This window comes from Cypionkella sp. (assembly GCF_036782355.1).
Taxonomy (GTDB): domain Bacteria; phylum Pseudomonadota; class Alphaproteobacteria; order Rhodobacterales; family Rhodobacteraceae; genus Cypionkella.
Genome location: NZ_DAIPZF010000001.1, coordinates 155,480 through 172,735, shown reverse-complemented (window position 1 = coordinate 172,735; position 17,256 = coordinate 155,480). Strand labels below are relative to the sequence as shown.

Annotated in this window: 22 protein-coding genes; 11 read left to right on the top strand and 11 right to left on the bottom strand. The window is 59.6% G+C overall.

What is annotated here, in order from left to right:
* Positions 1-6: 6 nt before the first annotated feature.
* The 3 genes from V7Q10_RS00875 to V7Q10_RS00865 are packed head-to-tail and all read left to right on the top strand — an operon-like array spanning position 7 to position 2,314.
* Positions 7-546, top strand: coding sequence for a DUF721 domain-containing protein (locus V7Q10_RS00875; RefSeq protein ID WP_333867132.1), 540 nt, complete (start codon positions 7-9; stop codon positions 544-546).
* Positions 546-1,184, top strand: a complete 639-nt coding sequence (locus V7Q10_RS00870) for a DsbA family protein (protein WP_333867131.1) — start codon at positions 546-548, stop codon at positions 1,182-1,184. The genes V7Q10_RS00875 and V7Q10_RS00870 overlap by 1 nt, the downstream gene beginning before the upstream one ends.
* Positions 1,184-2,314, top strand: a complete 1,131-nt coding sequence (locus V7Q10_RS00865; protein WP_333867130.1) for a CaiB/BaiF CoA transferase family protein — start codon at positions 1,184-1,186, stop codon at positions 2,312-2,314. Before V7Q10_RS00870 ends, V7Q10_RS00865 begins: the two co-directional genes overlap by 1 nt.
* A 19-nt stretch (positions 2,315-2,333) precedes the next feature.
* Here V7Q10_RS00865 and V7Q10_RS00860 read toward each other — a convergent pair whose 3' ends face one another.
* Genes V7Q10_RS00860 through V7Q10_RS00840 form a run of 5 tightly spaced genes read right to left on the bottom strand, consistent with a single transcriptional unit; the run spans position 2,334 to position 5,813 of the window.
* Complete coding sequence (locus V7Q10_RS00860) at positions 2,334-2,714, bottom strand: MAPEG family protein (RefSeq protein WP_333867129.1); 381 nt, start codon at positions 2,712-2,714, stop codon at positions 2,334-2,336.
* Between the two features lie 46 nt (positions 2,715-2,760).
* The gene (locus V7Q10_RS00855; protein ID WP_333867128.1) at positions 2,761-3,381 is read right to left on the bottom strand and encodes a TIGR02466 family protein; all 621 of its coding nucleotides are present in this window, start codon (positions 3,379-3,381) and stop codon (positions 2,761-2,763) included.
* 27 nt (positions 3,382-3,408) lie between these two features.
* Positions 3,409-4,365 (bottom strand): tetraacyldisaccharide 4'-kinase, encoded by a 957-nt coding sequence (gene lpxK / locus V7Q10_RS00850; protein ID WP_333867127.1) that lies wholly within the window; start codon positions 4,363-4,365, stop codon positions 3,409-3,411.
* Positions 4,365-5,555: a 3-deoxy-D-manno-octulosonic acid transferase gene (locus V7Q10_RS00845; RefSeq protein WP_333867126.1), complete on the bottom strand. Its 1,191-nt coding sequence runs from the start codon at positions 5,553-5,555 to the stop codon at positions 4,365-4,367. Before V7Q10_RS00845 ends, lpxK begins: the two co-directional genes overlap by 1 nt.
* A gap of 12 nt (positions 5,556-5,567) precedes the next feature.
* Entirely contained in the window at positions 5,568-5,813 is a 246-nt protein-coding gene (locus V7Q10_RS00840) for a DUF4170 domain-containing protein (RefSeq protein WP_333867125.1), read from the bottom strand.
* A 134-nt stretch (positions 5,814-5,947) separates the two neighbouring features.
* Here V7Q10_RS00840 and V7Q10_RS00835 point away from each other — a divergent pair, with 134 nt between their 5' ends.
* Positions 5,948-6,340, top strand: coding sequence for a rhodanese-like domain-containing protein (locus V7Q10_RS00835; RefSeq protein WP_333867124.1), 393 nt, complete (start codon positions 5,948-5,950; stop codon positions 6,338-6,340).
* A 16-nt stretch (positions 6,341-6,356) separates the two neighbouring features.
* On the opposite strand, the gene V7Q10_RS00830 is transcribed toward V7Q10_RS00835, so the two are convergent.
* The gene (locus tag V7Q10_RS00830) at positions 6,357-8,663 is read right to left on the bottom strand and encodes a DNA topoisomerase IV subunit A (RefSeq protein ID WP_333867123.1); all 2,307 of its coding nucleotides are present in this window, start codon (positions 8,661-8,663) and stop codon (positions 6,357-6,359) included.
* A gap of 138 nt (positions 8,664-8,801) precedes the next feature.
* On the opposite strand from V7Q10_RS00830, the gene V7Q10_RS00825 reads away from it, so the two are divergent.
* The 6 genes from V7Q10_RS00825 to V7Q10_RS00800 all read left to right on the top strand — a co-directional run bounded on the left by V7Q10_RS00825 (position 8,802) and on the right by V7Q10_RS00800 (position 12,849).
* On the top strand, positions 8,802-9,260 hold the full coding sequence (locus tag V7Q10_RS00825) for an SH3 domain-containing protein (protein WP_333867122.1): 459 nt from the start codon (positions 8,802-8,804) through the stop codon (positions 9,258-9,260).
* 70 nt (positions 9,261-9,330) lie between these two features.
* Positions 9,331-10,155, top strand: a complete 825-nt coding sequence (locus V7Q10_RS00820) for an SDR family NAD(P)-dependent oxidoreductase (protein ID WP_333867121.1) — start codon at positions 9,331-9,333, stop codon at positions 10,153-10,155.
* 97 nt (positions 10,156-10,252) lie between these two features.
* A complete protein-coding gene (locus tag V7Q10_RS00815; protein WP_333867120.1) occupies positions 10,253-10,456 on the top strand; it encodes a twin transmembrane helix small protein in 204 nt (67 codons plus the stop codon).
* A gap of 3 nt (positions 10,457-10,459) precedes the next feature.
* A complete protein-coding gene (locus V7Q10_RS00810; protein ID WP_333867119.1) occupies positions 10,460-11,032 on the top strand; it encodes a cob(I)yrinic acid a,c-diamide adenosyltransferase in 573 nt (190 codons plus the stop codon).
* Positions 11,033-11,161: 129 nt separating this feature from the next.
* Positions 11,162-11,923, top strand: a complete 762-nt coding sequence (locus V7Q10_RS00805; protein WP_333867118.1) for an electron transfer flavoprotein subunit beta/FixA family protein — start codon at positions 11,162-11,164, stop codon at positions 11,921-11,923.
* On the top strand, positions 11,923-12,849 hold the full coding sequence (locus V7Q10_RS00800) for an electron transfer flavoprotein subunit alpha/FixB family protein (protein ID WP_333867117.1): 927 nt from the start codon (positions 11,923-11,925) through the stop codon (positions 12,847-12,849). Before V7Q10_RS00805 ends, V7Q10_RS00800 begins: the two co-directional genes overlap by 1 nt.
* A 30-nt stretch (positions 12,850-12,879) precedes the next feature.
* On the opposite strand, the gene V7Q10_RS00795 is transcribed toward V7Q10_RS00800, so the two are convergent.
* Positions 12,880-13,719, bottom strand: a complete 840-nt coding sequence (locus V7Q10_RS00795) for a DUF6473 family protein (protein WP_333867116.1) — start codon at positions 13,717-13,719, stop codon at positions 12,880-12,882.
* A gap of 160 nt (positions 13,720-13,879) precedes the next feature.
* Between V7Q10_RS00795 and V7Q10_RS00790 the strand changes: the two genes are divergently transcribed.
* Positions 13,880-14,755 (top strand): 3-hydroxybutyryl-CoA dehydrogenase, encoded by an 876-nt coding sequence (locus V7Q10_RS00790; RefSeq protein ID WP_333867115.1) that lies wholly within the window; start codon positions 13,880-13,882, stop codon positions 14,753-14,755.
* On the opposite strand, the gene V7Q10_RS00785 is transcribed toward V7Q10_RS00790, so the two are convergent.
* Genes V7Q10_RS00785 through rapZ form a run of 4 tightly spaced genes read right to left on the bottom strand, consistent with a single transcriptional unit; the run spans position 14,752 to position 17,224 of the window.
* Complete coding sequence (locus tag V7Q10_RS00785; protein WP_333867172.1) at positions 14,752-15,624, bottom strand: lysophospholipid acyltransferase family protein; 873 nt, start codon at positions 15,622-15,624, stop codon at positions 14,752-14,754. The genes V7Q10_RS00790 and V7Q10_RS00785 overlap by 4 nt on opposite strands.
* Before the next feature lie 37 nt (positions 15,625-15,661).
* A complete protein-coding gene (locus V7Q10_RS00780) occupies positions 15,662-15,931 on the bottom strand; it encodes an HPr family phosphocarrier protein (RefSeq protein ID WP_333867114.1) in 270 nt (89 codons plus the stop codon).
* 2 nt (positions 15,932-15,933) lie between these two features.
* Positions 15,934-16,329, bottom strand: a complete 396-nt coding sequence (locus V7Q10_RS00775; RefSeq protein WP_333867113.1) for a PTS sugar transporter subunit IIA — start codon at positions 16,327-16,329, stop codon at positions 15,934-15,936.
* Positions 16,330-16,336: 7 nt separating this feature from the next.
* Complete coding sequence (gene rapZ / locus V7Q10_RS00770) at positions 16,337-17,224, bottom strand: RNase adapter RapZ (RefSeq protein WP_333867171.1); 888 nt, start codon at positions 17,222-17,224, stop codon at positions 16,337-16,339.
* Positions 17,225-17,256: the final 32 nt, after the last annotated feature.

The following is a 17,256-nucleotide window of genomic DNA, read 5'->3' as shown; positions in this document are numbered from 1 at the left end:
GACCAGATGGCCCGCGCATCCGCACCACCGCCCACGCCCAAGCGCCGCTTTCGCGGTTTTGAGGCAACCTCTGGCCTGCTGCGCGAACAAATCCGCACGGTGGGCGAAAAGCGTGGCTTTGCCGTGGCCCGCGTGCTGACGCATTGGGATGAAATCGCAGGCGCGCAGATGGCCGCCATCACCCGCCCGGTGAAAATCGGCTATGGCCGCGAGGGCATGGGCGCGACCCTGACCCTGCTGGTCACCGGCGCCAACGCCCCGATGATCGAGATGCAAAAAGAACAGCTGCGCGAAAAGGTAAATGCCGCTTACGGCTATGCCGCGATCTCGCGCATTATCCTGACCCAAACCGCAGCCACCGGCTTTGCCGAAGGTCAGGCGCAGTTTTCCCACGCACCCCGCGCCAAACCCGCCGCCTCGGCTGCGGTCAAGCAAGAGGCCGCAAGCCTTGCAGCGCCGGTAAAGGACGAGGCGCTGCGCAATGCGCTTGAATCTCTGGTGCAAAACTTCTTAACTCGCCGCAAATCCAAGGAAGGTTCCTCTTGATGGCCAATCTCTTTACAACCGCTGCTGCAACTTTGGCGCTGACCTTTGGCCTTGGCCTTGGGGCAGTTAATGCCGACACCACCGCCACGCCCGCCCCAGCTGCTGCGGCGATCGAAATTCAAGACTTTGGCATTGGCGCGGCTGACGCCAAGGTGGTGATCGACGAATTCGCCTCTTTCACCTGCCCGCATTGCGCGCATTTTCACGAGACGGTTTACCCGCTGCTGAAGGCAGAGTTTATCGACACCGGCAAAGTGCGTCTGGTCTACCACGAGGTTTATTTTGACCGCTACGGCCTTTGGGCGGGCATGATGGCGCGTTGCGGCGGCGAGATGCGCTATATCGGCATCACCGACACGCTTTATTCTACGCAAAAAGACTGGGCTGCCAGCGACAAGCCAACCGAAGTGGTTGAGAACCTAAAGAAAATCGGTCGCGCAGCTGGGATGGATGACGCGACGCTTGATGCCTGCATGAAAGACAATGACATGGCCAAGGCGCTGGTTGACCATTACGAAACCAGCTTCAAAGCTGCTGGCATCGAAGGCACGCCGACCTTTTTGATCAATGGCGAAAAGCATACCAATATGGCCTATCCTGACCTGAAAGCGCTGATCGAGGCAGAACTGGCCAAGTGATGAACACGCCGCTTGCAGGGGTCAAGGTCGTCGAACTTGCGCGGATTCTGGCAGGCCCTTGGGCTGGCCAGACCCTTGCCGATCTGGGCGCGGATGTGATTAAGGTCGAGGCCCCCGAAGGCGATGACACCCGCCGCTGGGGCCCGCCCTTTGTAACCCGCGACGACGAAATCTCTGCCGCCTATTTCCACGCCACCAACCGCGGCAAACGTGGTGTCGTCGCCGATTTCCGCACGCCCGAGGGCAAAGAGATCGTGCATCGCCTGATTGCCGACGCCGATGTGCTGATCGAAAACTTCAAGGTTGACGGGCTGGCGAAATATGGGCTCGACTATGCCAGCCTCCACGCGATCAACCCCAAACTGATCTATTGCTCGATCACGGGATTTGGCCAAACCGGCCCCTATGCGCATCGCGCAGGCTATGATTTCATCATCCAAGGCATGGCGGGGCTGATGTCGGTGACGGGCGAGCCTGAGGGGCAGCCGCAAAAGGTGGGCGTGGCGGTCACCGATGTGTTCACCGGCGTTTATGCCGCCACCGCGATCTTGGCGGCCTTGGTGCAACGCGGCCGCACGGGGATGGGTCAACACATCGACATGGCGCTGATGGATGTCGCAACCAGCGTGATGTCGAACCAAGCGCAGAACTATCTAACCTCGGGGATTGCGCCAAAAAAGATGGGCAATGCGCATCCCAATCTGGTGCCCTATGCGGTGTTTGATTGCGCCGATGGCTGGATCATTCTGGCCACGGGCAACGATACGCAATACCAGCGGCTGTGCGAGATTTTGGGCTTGCACGATCTGGCACATGCGCCACAATTTGCCACAAATGCCGACCGCGTCGCCAACCGCGCCGATCTGACCCAGCGGCTGACCGCAGCCACGCGCGGCTTTGCCAAGGCTGATTTGCTGGCCGCTTGCGAAGCCCAAGGCGTGCCCGCAGGCCCGATCAATGATCTGGCCGAAACCTTTGCCGACCCTCAGGTTGTGGCGCGGCAAATGGAAATCGCGCCCGAAGGCATTAAGGGCGTCCGCTCGCCCTTCCGGTTTTCCGGCGCTGATCTGGCACTGGATCGCCCTGCACCAAAGCTGGGCCAGCATCAGGACGAGATTTTAGGCAAATAGAAGGGGTCACCCCCCTCTTTTACATCGCCAGCGCGGCTCCAATCAAACCCAAAACTGCCAGAACCAAAACGGGGCCAAACGACAGCGCAAAGCCCAAGCTCCGCGTGGAGGGGTCTTTGACATAGGCGCGCCAATAGATCATCCGGCCAACCAGAAACACCGCACCAATCGCAGCAACCAACCAACCAGACCAATGCTGTGCTGCGACATAAAGCGCAGGGAAGAACGCGATCAGCATTTCCAGCGTGTTCATCTGCACCCGATAGGCGCGCTCGAACCCCGCATCACCCGTCACAGCGGGAGCTTTGATGCCCGAGACCATCCGCGCTTTGCCCACCATAATGCCAAAGAACAAAAACTGTAGCACAGCCAGCAGGGCAACGATTTCAACGAAGTGCATGGTATTTCCTTATGTTGCAGCGAAACAGAGCGGAGTCAGCCGCGCCTTAGCCCCAGTTATAATTAAAACTGATCGAAATCCGCTCGTCATCCGACATATTCATCGGCACCTCGTGGCGCAGCCAGCTTTCCCACAACAGCACCTCGCCGGCCTCGGGCTTGGCATAGATAAAGCTGCGCAGATCCTCGCGCGCGGTCTTTTTGCGCGGCGGTGCGGCCATCATCATCGCCAGCCGCGGGTCTTCGAATTTGATCGCGCTGGTGTCTTCGGGCATGGTCACATAGGTGGTGCCGGAAATCACGCTATGGGGGTGGATATGCGAGGCATGGTTGCCGCCTGATCCCAAGATATTGACCCAAAGCGAATCAAGCTTCAGCTCTTTCTCGCCCAGCTCGAAATCCAGCTCTTTCACGAAGGCCGCGACATGCTTGTCCAACAGATCGACCAGCGCCTGAAAGATCGGAAACCGCCAAGGCAGATCATCCAACGAGGCATAAGAGGTATAGCCGGGATAGTCGTTTTCCTCGCACCATCTTTGGCCTGCCTCGTCATCTTCGGCAATCGACAGGCAAGCGCCCTCCAGTTCAGAGCCATCGACACCCGCGCCCATCTCGGACAGATGCGCACGATAAAGCCGGGTTACAAATAGGGTTTTGATCTCTGACATCTTAGCCTCCGTAAGGGGTTTGCGGCGCTATATAACGCCCAAGGCGGCAAGGCGAGCGTCCAATGCCGACCAATCGGCGATTTGCAGCCGCACCGGCAGGGTCAACACCCGCATGCGGTAAGCTTCGGGCAGGCGCACGGCGTCTTTTTCGGTGGTGACAAGCTGGGCGCCGCGCAGGGTTGCCTCGGCCTCAAGCCGCGCCAAAAGCGCGGGTGTCAGCACTTGGTGATCTTCCAAAGCCTCGCCGCGCAGCACATCGGCTCCGGTGGCGCGCAGGGTGGCAAAGAACTTTTCCGGCCGCCCGATGCCAGCAAAGGCCAGCACCCGCTCGCCGTGCCAATCCATCCCCATCTGCAAAACCTCAAGCCTGCCAGACAGCTGCGGCACGGCGGCGGTTTTGACGCGGCCTTCGCCAATCACCAGCACGAAATCTGCCCGCGCCAGCCCAACGGCCACAGGTTCGCGCAAAGGCCCCGCCGGCAAACAGCGGCCATTGCCAAAGCCCACCGCAGCATCGACCACCACAATCGAGATGTCTTTGATCACGCTTGGGTTTTGAAAGCCATCGTCCAAGAGCACCACCTGCGCGCCCGCGGCCTCGGCCATCTGCACCCCTGCGGCGCGATCACGCGCCACAAACACCGGCGCAAAGGCGGCCAGCAGCAAAGGCTCGTCGCCAACATCAGCCGCGCGGTGCCGCTTGGGGTCAACCGCAACAGGGCCCACCAGGCGTCCGCCATAACCGCGCGAGACCACGGCCACCCGCAGCCCGCGTGCTGCCAGCCGTTCGACCAAGGCGATGGCAGTGGGCGTCTTGCCAGTGCCGCCTGCATTGATATTGCCGATGCAAATCACCGGTACTTGCGCGCGATAGCCGGGCTTGCGCAGACGCCGCGCTACGCTGGCGGCATAGATCCAGCCCAGCGGCGCAAGCAGGCGCGCCCAAACCCCAACCGGCTGATGCCAAAACGCAGGCGGCCGCATCACGCCCCCCCCGCGATCAGAGCGCGCAGATCCTGAAACACCCGCTCGCTTGCCTCGCCCCCATCAGAGGACAGCGACCATGCCGCCTGCGCCAGACGGGCGGCACGATCAGGCGCCAGCAAATCGCCCAAGGCCTCGCCCAAATCCGCCGCATCGCCGACCGCCCGCGCCGCCTGCCCTGCCCCAAGCCGGCCAAAAACCGAGCCAAATATCCCCGGCTTTGGCCCATAGATAATCGCCGACCCCATCGCCGCCGCCTCCATTGGATTGCGCGCACAGCCCTGCCCCGACAGGCTGCCGCCCATAAAGCAGACCGGCGCAAGCCGATACCAAAGCCCATATTCACTATCAGAATCAGGGATATAGACGGTGGTTTCCGGATCTGGCTCTTGTTCCAACCTACGCTGTGCCACGGTCCAGCCTTCGGCGACCTCCATCTGCTGCACCAAAGCCTCGGCGCGCGAGAAATCTTGCGGCACAAGGATCAGCAACAAGCGATGCGACAGCCGCAGCGCCGCGCGATGTGCGGCGATCACCGCCGGCTCTTCGGCCTCGGGCACGCCCACCGCGAGCCAGATCGGCCGTGTCGCAAGCAAGGCCGCCAAAGCCGCGCGTTCGGGTTCGTGATGCGGCAGCGCGGCGCTGGGTTCTTCAAGCCGCCCCAAAGCCACGACTTCCTCTGCCCCAGCCCGCCGAAACGCTCGCGCGCCTGCGGCATCAATTGCGAAAACCCGTTGCTGGGCGGTAAGACAGCTGCGCACCAAGCCCGGATACCAGCCATCGCGCTCGCGCAACAAAAATGGATCGCGGGCATTGACCATCAACATCGGAATGCACCGCTCTCTCGCTTCGGCAATCAGCGCTGGACGCAGCTCACCTTCCGAGAAAATCACCAGCTTTGGCTGCCAATGCTGCAAAAAGCTGCGCACCTCGGCATGGCGATCAAAGGGGGCTGAATCGCGCAGCTGCTGCGGAGGCAGCGCGACGTCTTCAGGACAGGTTAGCAAGACCTTGGCCTGCACCTCAGACTCGATCCGCCGCGCCAGACTGGTCAGCCCAACCACCGCAGCGGCACTGGGGGCGTGCAGCCAAATCACATCACCGGAAGGCCGCGCGGGCCGTCGCACATCCACCGCAGGCACGCGCCCCGCAGCCAGATTGTAAAGCGTGCGGCCAAGCGAAAATACCATGATGCGTGGGCGTTAAGCGCCCATTTCCTCGGTCAAAGAGGCGGATTTGTTTTCTTCGCGCAGGCGGTGAATATGCGCGATGAAATAGCGCATATGGGCGTTGTCGACTGTGCGCTGCGCCTCGGCCTTCCAGGCGTTAAAGGCGCTGGCATAATCGGGGAACATGCCAACAATATGGATGTCATTCACATCTTTGAACACGTTCTGATCTGGGGTGACAAGTTCGCCACCAAAGACAAGATGAAGACGCTGCGCCATAGCTGGCTCCTTACTGCTGCACTGCGGCTAGACTAGCCTTTGGGGCGGATCGGGGCAAGGGGCGCTGCGGCAATCGGCATTTGCACAAGCCCGCGCAATCGGATCAAATAGCTTAAAAGTGTTAGGAGGCGCCCATGCAAAAACTTGCCGTCAATGCCGCGACCTTGGTCGCCACCGCCCGCGCGCGGATCACCGAGATTGAAACCCAAGACGCCATCGCCCTGCTGGCCGATCCCGATGTGGTGATCGTCGATATCCGCGACCCGCGCGAGCGCGAGCGCACAGGTTTTATCCCCGGATCGGTGCATGCGCCGCGCGGCATGGTGGAATTCTGGGTCGATCCCGAAAGCCCCTATTTCAAACCGGTGTTTGGCCAAGCGGGCAAACGCTTTGTGTTTCACTGCGCCTCTGGCTGGCGCTCGGCGCTGACGGTGGCGACGCTGCAAGACATGGGGTTTGAAGCCGCACATCTGCGCGAGGGCTTCAGCGCTTGGGTTGCGGCAGGCGGGCCGGTCGAGGGCGTTTGACCCGCCCGCAGCGGTTTTAGGTAAAGCGGTTGTCGCGCGGGAAACCGCGCGGCGCCATCCGTCCAGCCGAGGCCCGCGCGCCGATCCATTCCGCCAGATCGGTTTCCGTGCGGGTGCGGCCAGCGGGGTCTTTCCACGACAGACCTTCGGCCAAAACAAAGGTGGTGGCATCCGACAGCCCGCCGTCTTTGTATTTTTGCAGCCGCACGCCCTTGCCCTTTGCCATTTCCGGCAAATCAGACAGCGGAAACACCAGCACTTTGCGGTTATCGCCGACAACGGCAACATGATCGCCCGTCACCTTGCGACAGACGGCAGTTTTCACACCAGCGCCCAGCGACAGCACCTGTTTGCCCGCCTTGGTCTGCGCCAGCACCTCGTCCGAGGCCACAACAAAGCCGTCGCCCGCCGAAGAGGCAACCAGCATCTTTTCGCCACCCCGGAAGATTTGCAGATCCACGATCTCAGAATCATTAGGCAGATCGACCATCAGCCGCACAGGTTCGCCCATGCCGCGCCCACCGGGCAGATTGACGCCGATCAGCGTGTAAAACCGACCATTGGCACCAACGAGCAAGATTTTATCGGTGGTCTCGGCATGGAAGGCAAAGCGCGCGGCATCGCCATCTTTGAACTTTTGTTCGGTGGTCAGATCGACATGGCCCTTCAGCGCGCGGATCCAGCCCATTTGACTGCAAATCACCGTGATCGGCTCGCGCTCGATCATCGCCTCGAAAGACACCTCTTCCACCTCGCCCGCATCGGCAAATTCGCTGCGACGGCGGCCAAGAACGGTATCTTTGCCGAATTTGTTGCGAATCTCTTCCAGCTCGCGGCCAATCTGCTGCCATTGCAGCGTGTCACTGTCCAACAGATCCACCAGACCCGCGCGCTCGACCATCAGCGCGTCGCGCTCGCGGATCAGCTCGATCTCTTCCAGACGCCGCAAAGACCGCAGGCGCATGTTCAAAATCGCCTCGGCCTGCACCTCGGTCAGCTCGCCTTCGCCACCTTTTGCGGGGGCGATATAGTCTTTTTCCGAACTCGCACGGCGGTGCTTTTTGCCCCAATCCTCGGCCATCAGCGCGGCCTTGGGTTCGTCGTCATAACGGATGATGTCGATCACACGATCCAAATTCAGGAAGGTGATGATGAAGCCTTCCAAAATCTCGAGCCGATGGTCGATCTTTTCCAGACGGTGCTGGCTGCGGCGGCGCAGAACCTCGCGGCGGTGATCCAAAAAGGCGCGCAAGACATCCTTAAGGCTGCAAACCTTTGGTTGCCGCCCGTCGATCAGCACGTTCATGTTCAGGCTAAAGCGGCTTTCCAGATCGGTCGATTTGAACAGCGCCGCCATCAGCATTTCGGGTTCCACCGTGCGGGCGCGCGGCTCCAAAATGATGCGAATATCATCGGCAGATTCGTCGCGCACATCGGCCAGCAGCGGCACTTTTTTGGTTTGAATAACCTCGGCCAGCTTTTCGATCAGCTTGGACTTTTGCACCTGATAGGGAATTTCGGTGACCACGATTTGCCAAGTACCACGGCCCAGATCCTCGACCGACCATTTCGCCCGGGTGCGAAACGACCCGCGCCCGGTGCGATACGCCTCGGCAATCGCTTCGCGGGGTTCGACGATCACGCCGCCGGTGGGGAAATCGGGGCCGGGGATCAGCTTGACCAGCTCTTCATCGCCCAGATCTGGGTTTGCCAGCATCGCGTGGCAGCCCTGAATAAGTTCGTCCAGATTATGCGGCGGAATATTGGTCGCCATACCAACCGCAATGCCCGAGGAGCCATTCGCCAAAAGGTTCGGAAAGGCCGCCGGCATCACAATGGGTTCTTCCAAAGTGCCGTCGTAATTGGGGCGGAAATCGACGCAGTTTTCTGCCAGACCTTCCATCAAGGTTTCGGCAATCGCGGTCAGACGCGCTTCGGTATAGCGCGAGGCGGCTGGGTTATCGCCGTCGATATTGCCGAAATTGCCCTGACCATCCACCAGCGGATAGCGCACGTTGAAATCCTGCGCCAAACGCGCCATCGCGTCGTAAATCGCAGCATCGCCATGGGGGTGATAGTTGCCCATCACATCGCCCGAGATCTTGGCCGATTTGCGAAACGCACTGGTGGCTGAAAGCTTCAGCTCGCGCATGGCATAAAGAATCCGGCGGTGTACCGGCTTTAGGCCGTCGCGCGCATCGGGCAGCGCGCGGTGCATGATGGTGGACAAAGCATAGGTCAGATAGCGCTCGCCGATCGCACGCGCCAAAGGCTCGGCAAGGGTGATCGGCTCAATCTTGGGGTCATCGGCTTCATTTGACATGAATGTTGTGTAGTGCGACGCGGCGCATGGGTCCAGACGGAAAATTGACAGAGGACTATGGGGGGAAAGCGCAGAGATTTTTCTCTTAATCTTTCGGGTAGTTTTATGCTATCCAATTCCAGTGGGTGAGGTGTGAGTATGATGGTTCGATTGACATTGCTTTTGTGCGCGGGTCTTTTCCTTGCGATGTGGGGGGCAGGCGCAGAGCCTGAAATCAAACGCTTTGGCCTGATGGCAAAAGATGCAAACCCCTTGAAACCGCGCGCGCCGCAGCTTCCGTCAAAGTCTGAACCTGTGGAAATTGTAAGCGTGGCTTTTGCGCCGACAGCACCGGTGATGCAGCTGCCCGACCCGCCACAAGCCGACTCGCAACCAGAGATCATCGCCGAGGCTTTGGGACCTATTTTGCGGGTCCGCGCCAGCAGTGCGAATGTGCGCGGCGGGCCGGGCACAAATTACGCGGTCATCGGCAAGCTTCAGCGTGGCGATGAGGTTTTGGTGGTTCTGGAGCCACAAGCGACAGGTGGCTGGGCGCGGATAAGGATTGAAGGCGATGGCGTCGAAGGCTACGTCGCCAGCCGTTTGCTTCGCCAATAGCCAGATTGGCGTTGTCTGACCGCAAGCCGCAGCCTAGGAAGGGCAAACGTTTTTAACAGGGCCTTTCCTCATGCAAAAGACAATTTTGATCACCGGCTGCTCTTCGGGCATTGGTCTGGATGCGGCACGCGGATTGGCGGCACGGGGCTGGCGGGTGTTTGCAACCTGCCGCCAAGAGGCTGATTGCGCCCGTCTGCGCAGCGAGGGGCTGGAAAGCTTTGTGCTGGATTATGCCGATGAGGCCAGCGTTGAGGCCGCCGTGGCCGAGGTGGTCAGCCGCACCGGCGGCACCTTAGACGCGCTTTACAACAACGGCGCCTTCGCCTGCCCGGGTGCTGTCGAAGATCTGCCGCGTGGCGCGCTGCGTGCAATTTTTGAAACCAACCTCTTTGGCTATCACGACCTGACGCGGCGGGTTATTCCGCTGATGCGGGCGCAGGGCCATGGCCGGATCATCAACTGCTCTTCAGTTTTGGGATTGGTGGCGCTGAAATGGCGCGGCGCCTATGTGGCGACAAAATTCGCGATGGAAGGCCTGACCGATGTGCTGCGGATCGAGATGTCTGACACCCCGATCAAAGTGATCCTGATCGAACCGGGCCCAATCGGCACCGCAATCCGCGAAAAGGCGATTCCGCATTTTGAACGTTGGATTGATTGGGAAAATTCGGCGCGCGCCGAGCAATACATCGCCTTGCGCCAAAGGCTTTACCAGGCAGGCCCCCCCGATACATGGGAGCTGCCAGCGGCCGCGGTAACCGCAAAACTGATCCATGCGCTGGAAAGCCCGCGTCCGCGCGCGCGCTACTACGTCACCATGCCGACGCATCTGATGGGCTTTTTGCGCCGCATCTTGCCAACCCGCCTGCTGGATTGGGTGATCGCAAAAGGCTAGGCCGCCGCTTTTTGCCGCAGACCAAGCTCGATATACGTTTTTGCATTCGCTTTTCGCCGACATACGCCTAAGTGAGGGCGAAACGAAAGGACACCCGATGCCCAGCGATCCGATTTTCCTGATAGGCGTGCTTGCCTGCTTTGTCGTGCTGATCATTCTGATGCTTGGCATCGGCAGCTTTGCAAAGGGTGGCGAGTTCAACCGCAAACACTCGAACCGGCTGATGCGTTATCGGATCATCGCGCAGGCTGGGGCGGTTATCATCATTGTGGGCTATGCCTATCTTCACAGCAAAGGCTAAAACATGGTTGTTCTGTCGAAAATCTACACCAAAACCGGCGACGCGGGCGAAACCGCACTGGGCAATGGCGCGCGGGTGGCCAAGCATTCGATGCGGGTCACCGCCTACGGCAATGTCGATGAAACCAATGCCACCGTCGGTATGGCGCGGCTGCATGCCAGCGGCGAGATGGATGCGGCCTTGCAGCGGATCTCGAACGATCTGTTCGATCTGGGCGCTGATCTTTGCACGCCTGACATGCACAATGACGCCACCGCCGCCTATCCGCCGCTGCGGATGATCGCAGCGCAGGTCGCGCGTCTGGAAGCTGAAATTGATGTGATGAACGCCAAGCTGACGCCGCTGCGCAGCTTTATCCTGCCCGGCGGCTCGGCTTTGGCGGCGCATCTGCATGTCTGCCGCACAGTGTCGCGTCGGGCTGAACGCGGCGTCGTCGAACTTGCCACCATGGAAGAGGTCAACAACGAGGCGGTCAAATACCTGAACCGCCTGTCAGATTGGTTCTTTGTCGCGGGCCGCATCGCTAATAATGATGGCAAAGATGATGTGCTTTGGGTGCCGGGCCTGACGCGCTAAGAACCAAGACGCGACGTCTGACCGCGCCTTTGGGTCGGTTTTGGTCTGTTCCCAAAGCGCTTGACGCGATATGACGAAGCCGAGAGCTTGATCGGTCCTTTGGGGCCCTTGGAAATGGAGATATGCGCGATGAAGGTCCTGGTGCCTGTCAAACGTGTGATCGACTATAACGTGAAGGTCCGTGTCAAAGCGGACGGCACGGGCGTCGATCTTGCCAACGTGAAAATGTCGATGAACCCCTTTGACGAGATCGCTGTCGAAGAAGCGATCCGGCTGAAGGAAAAGGGCGTCGCGACCGAGATCGTCGTGGTCTCTATCGGCGTCAAGCAATCGCAGGAAACCCTGCGCACGGCCTTGGCTATGGGGGCAGATCGCGCCATCCTGATCGAAGCCACCGCAGATGTGCAGACCGATATCGAGCCTTTGGCCGTGGCCAAGCTGCTGGCAGCCGTGGTGCGCGAAGAAGCGCCGGGCATCGTGCTTTGCGGCAAGCAAGCCATTGATAACGATATGAATGCCACCGGACAAATGCTCTCGGCTCTGTTGGGTTGGTCGCAGGCGACCTTTGTCTCCGAGCTGGTGATTGACGGCGACAAAGCCACCGTCACCCGCGAAGTTGACAGCGGTTTGCAGCAAATCTCGGTGAAAATGCCAACAATCGTCACGGTTGATTTGCGCTTGAACGAGCCACGCTACGCCAGCCTGCCCAATATCATGAAGGCCAAGGCCAAGCCTTTGGCGATCAAGACGCCGGCAGACTACGGCGTTGATGTCGCGCCACGCCTTAGCATCGTCAACACCACCGAACCCGCAGGCCGCAAGGCTGGCGTCAAAGTGGCCTCGGTGGCCGAGCTGATCGCAAAACTTAAAGACGAAGCAGGGGTGATCTGATGGCCGTTCTTCTTCTCGCAGATATTGTTGACGGCCAATTGGCCACCGATCAGGTCGCAAAGACCCTGACGGCTGTGAAATCCTTGGGCGATGTCACCATTTTGGTTGCAGGCACCGGCGGCGACGCGGCAGCGGCAGAGGCGGCCAAGCTGGACGGCGTGGCCAAGGTGCTGTTTGCCGATGATCACGCCTATTGCCACGCGATGGCCGAACCAACCGCAGCGCTGATCGTCTCGCTTGCCCCCGGTTTCAGCCATATCGCAGCCCCCTCGGGTGCGTTTTCGAAATCGGTTTTGCCCCGCGTTGCGGCTTTGCTTGACGTTATGGTGATTTCCGAAGTCACCGCCGTGATCGACGCCGATACCTTTGAGCGCCCGATCTACGCCGGCAACGCCATTCAGACCGTGAAATCTTCGGATGGCATCAAGGTGATGACCGTGCGCACCGCGACCTTTGACGCGGCGGGCATGGGCGGCGCTGCGGCGGTCGAGAAAACCAGCGCAGCTGTTGACGCAAGCCTGTCGGCTTGGGTTGAAGACCGCGTTGCGACCTCGGATCGCCCCGAGCTGACCTCGGCCGGCATCGTGGTGTCGGGCGGCCGTGGTGTGGGCTCGCAAGCCGACTTTGCGCTGATCGAATCTTTGGCCGACAAACTGGGCGCCGCGGTTGGTGCCTCGCGCGCGGCGGTCGATTCGGGCTATGCGCCGAACGATTGGCAAGTTGGCCAGACCGGCAAAGTCGTCGCCCCCTCGCTTTATGTGGCGGTCGGCATCTCGGGTGCCATTCAGCATTTGGCCGGGATGAAAGACAGCAAGATCATCGTCGCGATCAACAAAGACGAAGAAGCGCCGATCTTTCAAGTGGCAGATTACGGCCTTGTCGCCGATCTGTTCACCGCGGTGCCAGAGCTGATCGAAAAGCTGTAAGATCTGAAAGGGCGCCTGCGGGCGCCCTTTTCAATGCTGGCGCGCCAAAATCGATGCGACCAGCGGCATCAGCTTGGCCGCGATCTCTTGATGCGCCGCAGGGCCGGGCAGTTCAGCCGCAGCCATCGCCTCCATCGGCGCAAAGGCCATGCCCGAACAGCCTTTCGACAGCGCATCGCGGCGATAGACCGCCTCGAGATATTGCGCGGCATGCGGACGCACGGCGGCAACCATCTCGGCATCCACCAAGATCGGCAGACGCTGCAACACCGCGCGTCGCTCGGGGTGAAGCGGAGCAGATTCTGACAGCCAAAGCAAAATCGCCCGACCCTTCAGCGCCGCCAAAACCTGCTGCATCCTTAGCACCCACGCAGCACGCAACTCCTCGGCCAGCACCTCAAACCGATCCCTCGAGTGGGATTGCAGCGCCATCAACAAATGTCGGGTAAAGTTGAATTCGGTAAAATCCACCTCTGGAAACAGCGCTTTCAGCAAAGGAGAGGCCGCCAGAAATCGATCATTGCGGCGCGGATGCACCGTGTAATAGCGGTTCGAGATGTTTTGCGCGCCCATCACCTGCACCACGGCAACCCGCGCTTGCGCGGCAATCCGCAGCAGCTCTGGCTCATTCAAATAAAGATCTGGTCCCGCGTTCATCGAAGCCAAATTGACCGCAGGCAGCGCCATGCCGCGCCCCAGCAACGCGGAAAACGGCGCTTGCACAAACCTGCCATAGCTCTCGGTTCCGCCCAGCAGGGCCAGATAAGCGCCATCCGTCGGCTGTTTCGGCCCGCGAAACAGCACCCGAGAGCTGCCGTATTGGCAAAGCTCATAGTTCAACGATCCTTCGCCAGGAAAGATATAGGCCATAGCCACCCCAATGTCTTAACACCCACTCCCAAACCTGACCGAGTCGGCTTTCTAAAATGTTAAAAACCGGATTTGCCTTAAATACTGTGCAGAACGGCCGCCCTTGCGTTGCCTGCGGCGGGCTGCGATGGTGCTGCACAGCAGCAAAAGGGTGTTTGGTATGGAAATCCGTTCGGTGGGCATCGTGGGCGCAGGGCAAATGGGCAATGGCATCGCGCATGTCTTTGCCTTGGCTGGTTACGAGGTTTTGCTAAACGATGTGAACCCCGAGATGTTGGGCGCCGCCATCGCCACCATTGATAAGAATATGGAGCGCCAAGTCTCGCGCGAGAAGATTTCCGCCGCCGACAAAGCCGGCGCCATGGCGCGCATCAAAACCAGTGCAACGCTCGCCGATCTGGGCCCCTGCGATCTGATCATCGAAGCCGCGACCGAGCGGGAAGAGGTCAAGAACGCCATCTTTGCAGGGCTTGCGCCGCATCTGGCACCGCAGACCATTCTGACCTCGAACACTTCGTCGATCTCGATCACGCGTCTGGCCTCGCGCACAGACCGGCCCGAACGCTTTATGGGTTTTCACTTTATGAATCCCGTGCCGGTGATGCAGCTGGTCGAGCTGATCCGCGGCATCGCCACCGACCGCGAGACCTATGACACCCTGATGGAGGTGGTCCGGCGTCTGGGCAAAACCGCCGCCAATGCCGAAGATTTCCCCGCCTTTATCGTTAACCGCATTCTGGTGCCGATGATCAACGAAGCGGTTTATACGCTTTACGAAGGCGTTGGCTCGGTCAAATCGATTGACGAAGCGATGAAGCTGGGTGCCAACCATCCGATGGGGCCGCTGGAACTGGCCGATTTCATCGGTTTGGACACCTGTCTTGCAATCATGAACGTGCTGCATGACGGCTTGGGCGACAGCAAATATCGGCCCTGCCCGCTGTTGTCAAAATATGTCGAAGCAGGCTGGTTGGGGCGCAAAACCAAGCGCGGCTTTTACGATTACCGCGGCGATGTTCCTGTTCCGACGCGCTAACCTTTTGGCTTTGTGCCTAAATCAAGTGTGTGCTGGCGCAGCCAAGCCAAAAATCCACGCGGGTTGCCATCCCACTGATCCAGCACCGAAGCCGGAATCGGCGCGCCAATAAACGGGCGCTGCGGCTTGAACAATGCGCGTTTGATCTCGTACAACAGCAGACCCTGCCGCAGCGTATCCGACAGCTTATTGGCAATCAGAAACAGCCGCGAGTTTTGCCCGGTGAAATGCATCGGCAGGATCGTGGCCCCCGAACGCTGAATCATCTTATGGGTAAAGACGTTCCATTCGGCCTCGATCGCAGGGCCGAAAAACGTCTCTGACATTGCCACTTTACCGGCCGGAAACAGAATAATCACCCCGCCCGCCTTCAGATGCGCCATGGTTTCGTTGCGCATCTGCAAGCCCAACTCGCGCGCGTTTTCCTCATGCGGAAACGGCACCGGGATCATGAACTGTTCAACTTCTGGAATGCCTGTCAGCAAAGACCGCGTCAAAATCTTGAAGTCAGAGCGGACGCGGTTGACCAATTCGGCGATAATCATGCCATCGACCAGCCCATGCGGGTGGTTTGACACCACCACGACCGGACCCGTCGCCGGAATATGCGCGATTTCCTCGGCCGGCGTGTCGATGCGAATGCCCATCTGCTTGATCGCCTTGGGCCAAAACGGCGCACCAAAGGGCGCACCCGAGCGTTCAAACTCGCGGATCAGCCGCAACAACTGAATTTTCGCGGTCAGCCATTCAATCGCACGAATGCTGCCCGATTTGAACGGGTTGGTAAAAGTTCCCGCATATGACAGCCGCTGCATGTCATATTTACGAGACTTGGCGGCCGGAGCCGCGATTAATTCATTTTGTGGCATATCTTTCACGACGCATAAGCCTTCCTCGTCCCGCGCATCAGAAGTCTTCGCCAAACCGATTGGCGACCAATGCCTCTAAAGCGTCTGCAAGCTCTGCTTCTTGCGCGCCAGCTGTTGTCACCTCAATAGAGGTTCCACGGGACGCTGCCAACATTAAAAGCCCCATGATGCTGTCACCCGAGACCGTCATTCCATCTTTGCTGACCTGTGCGGTTGCGTCAAAGCCCTCGACCACCTCGACAAACTTCGCCGAAGCCCGCGCGTGCAGCCCCTTTTCATTCACAATAGCCAAAGCCCGTCCCGACATATTCAGGCTCCTCCGCCGAGATCCAAAGAATTGATGTATTTCCGCCCCGCATCCAAGGCGTTGCTGACCGCCTCGGCAATCGGCAAATCGCGCGACTTCGCCAGTTTGATCAGCATCGGCAGATTTGCGCCGTAAAGAATGCGCCGCTCTGAGGCCGCGCAGGCCATCAAGGACAGATTCGACGGCGAACCGCCAAACATATCGGTGACCATCACCACGCCTTGGCCCTGATCGACCGCATCGGCAGCCTCGCAAATTTCCGTCTGCTTGGCGGCGCGGTCGTGCGTATCTTCAATCGCGATGGCACGCATGGCGGCCTGAGGGCCGACCACATGCTCGACCGCCGCAAGATACTCGCGCGCAAGCCCCCCGTGTGCCACGATGACAATGCCGATCACGCGCCTGCTACCTCAATGCCTTATCCGACGTCACCGCCGCTTTGCGTTCCAATTCTCGATGCCGTTTTGACACCGGCCAGCCCGCTTGTGCAAGCACATTGCCTAGTTTTTCCGCAACGGCAACAGAGCGATGTTGCCCGCCCGTGCAACCAAAGCCAATGGCCAAGTGTGCTTTTCCCTCGTTTAAATGCGCGGGCAGCAATAACAGGATCAATTCCTGCAACTTTTGGAAGAATTCGGCAAAGCGCGGGTCCGCTTGGATATAGTCAGTGACAGCCCGATCGCGGCCATCGCTGTCACGCAATTCGGCCTGCCAATGGGGATTCGCAAGGAACCGGCAGTCAAAAACCATATCCAACCCGCGCGGCAGTCCACGCTTGTAGCTAAAGGACTGCACTGAGACCGCCATTTTTGCCGAATCATCATGCCTAAAGCGCTGGCCAATCTCGGCCTTCAGATCGTGCGGCGACATCTCGGAGGTATCAATGAGATGGTCCGCCCGCACGCGGATCGGTGCCAGCAGGTCAATTTCGCGGTCGATGCCTTCGCTGGGGGTTTCTGTCGGGGCCAAAGGATGCCGGCGGCGGGTGTCGGCATAGCGCTGGATCAGCTCGGCAATGCCGCAGTCGAGATAAATCACCTCAAGGTTCACCCGCGGATCGCGCGTCAAAATATCGATCAGTTCAATCAAAGTGGTGGCATTGAAATCGCGGTTGCGCACATCAATGCCAAGCCCAATCGGCCGCCCCAGCGATGGCCCGTCAATCACACGCGGTACAAGGCTCAGCGGCAGGTTGTTGATCACCTCAAACCCCAGATCTTCCAGGGCGTTGATCGCCGTCGTGCGCCCAGCCCCCGAAGGGCCAGTGACCAGAACCAATTGATGCTCTGCCAAAACGTCCGATTGTGCCGTCACGAAACACGCCT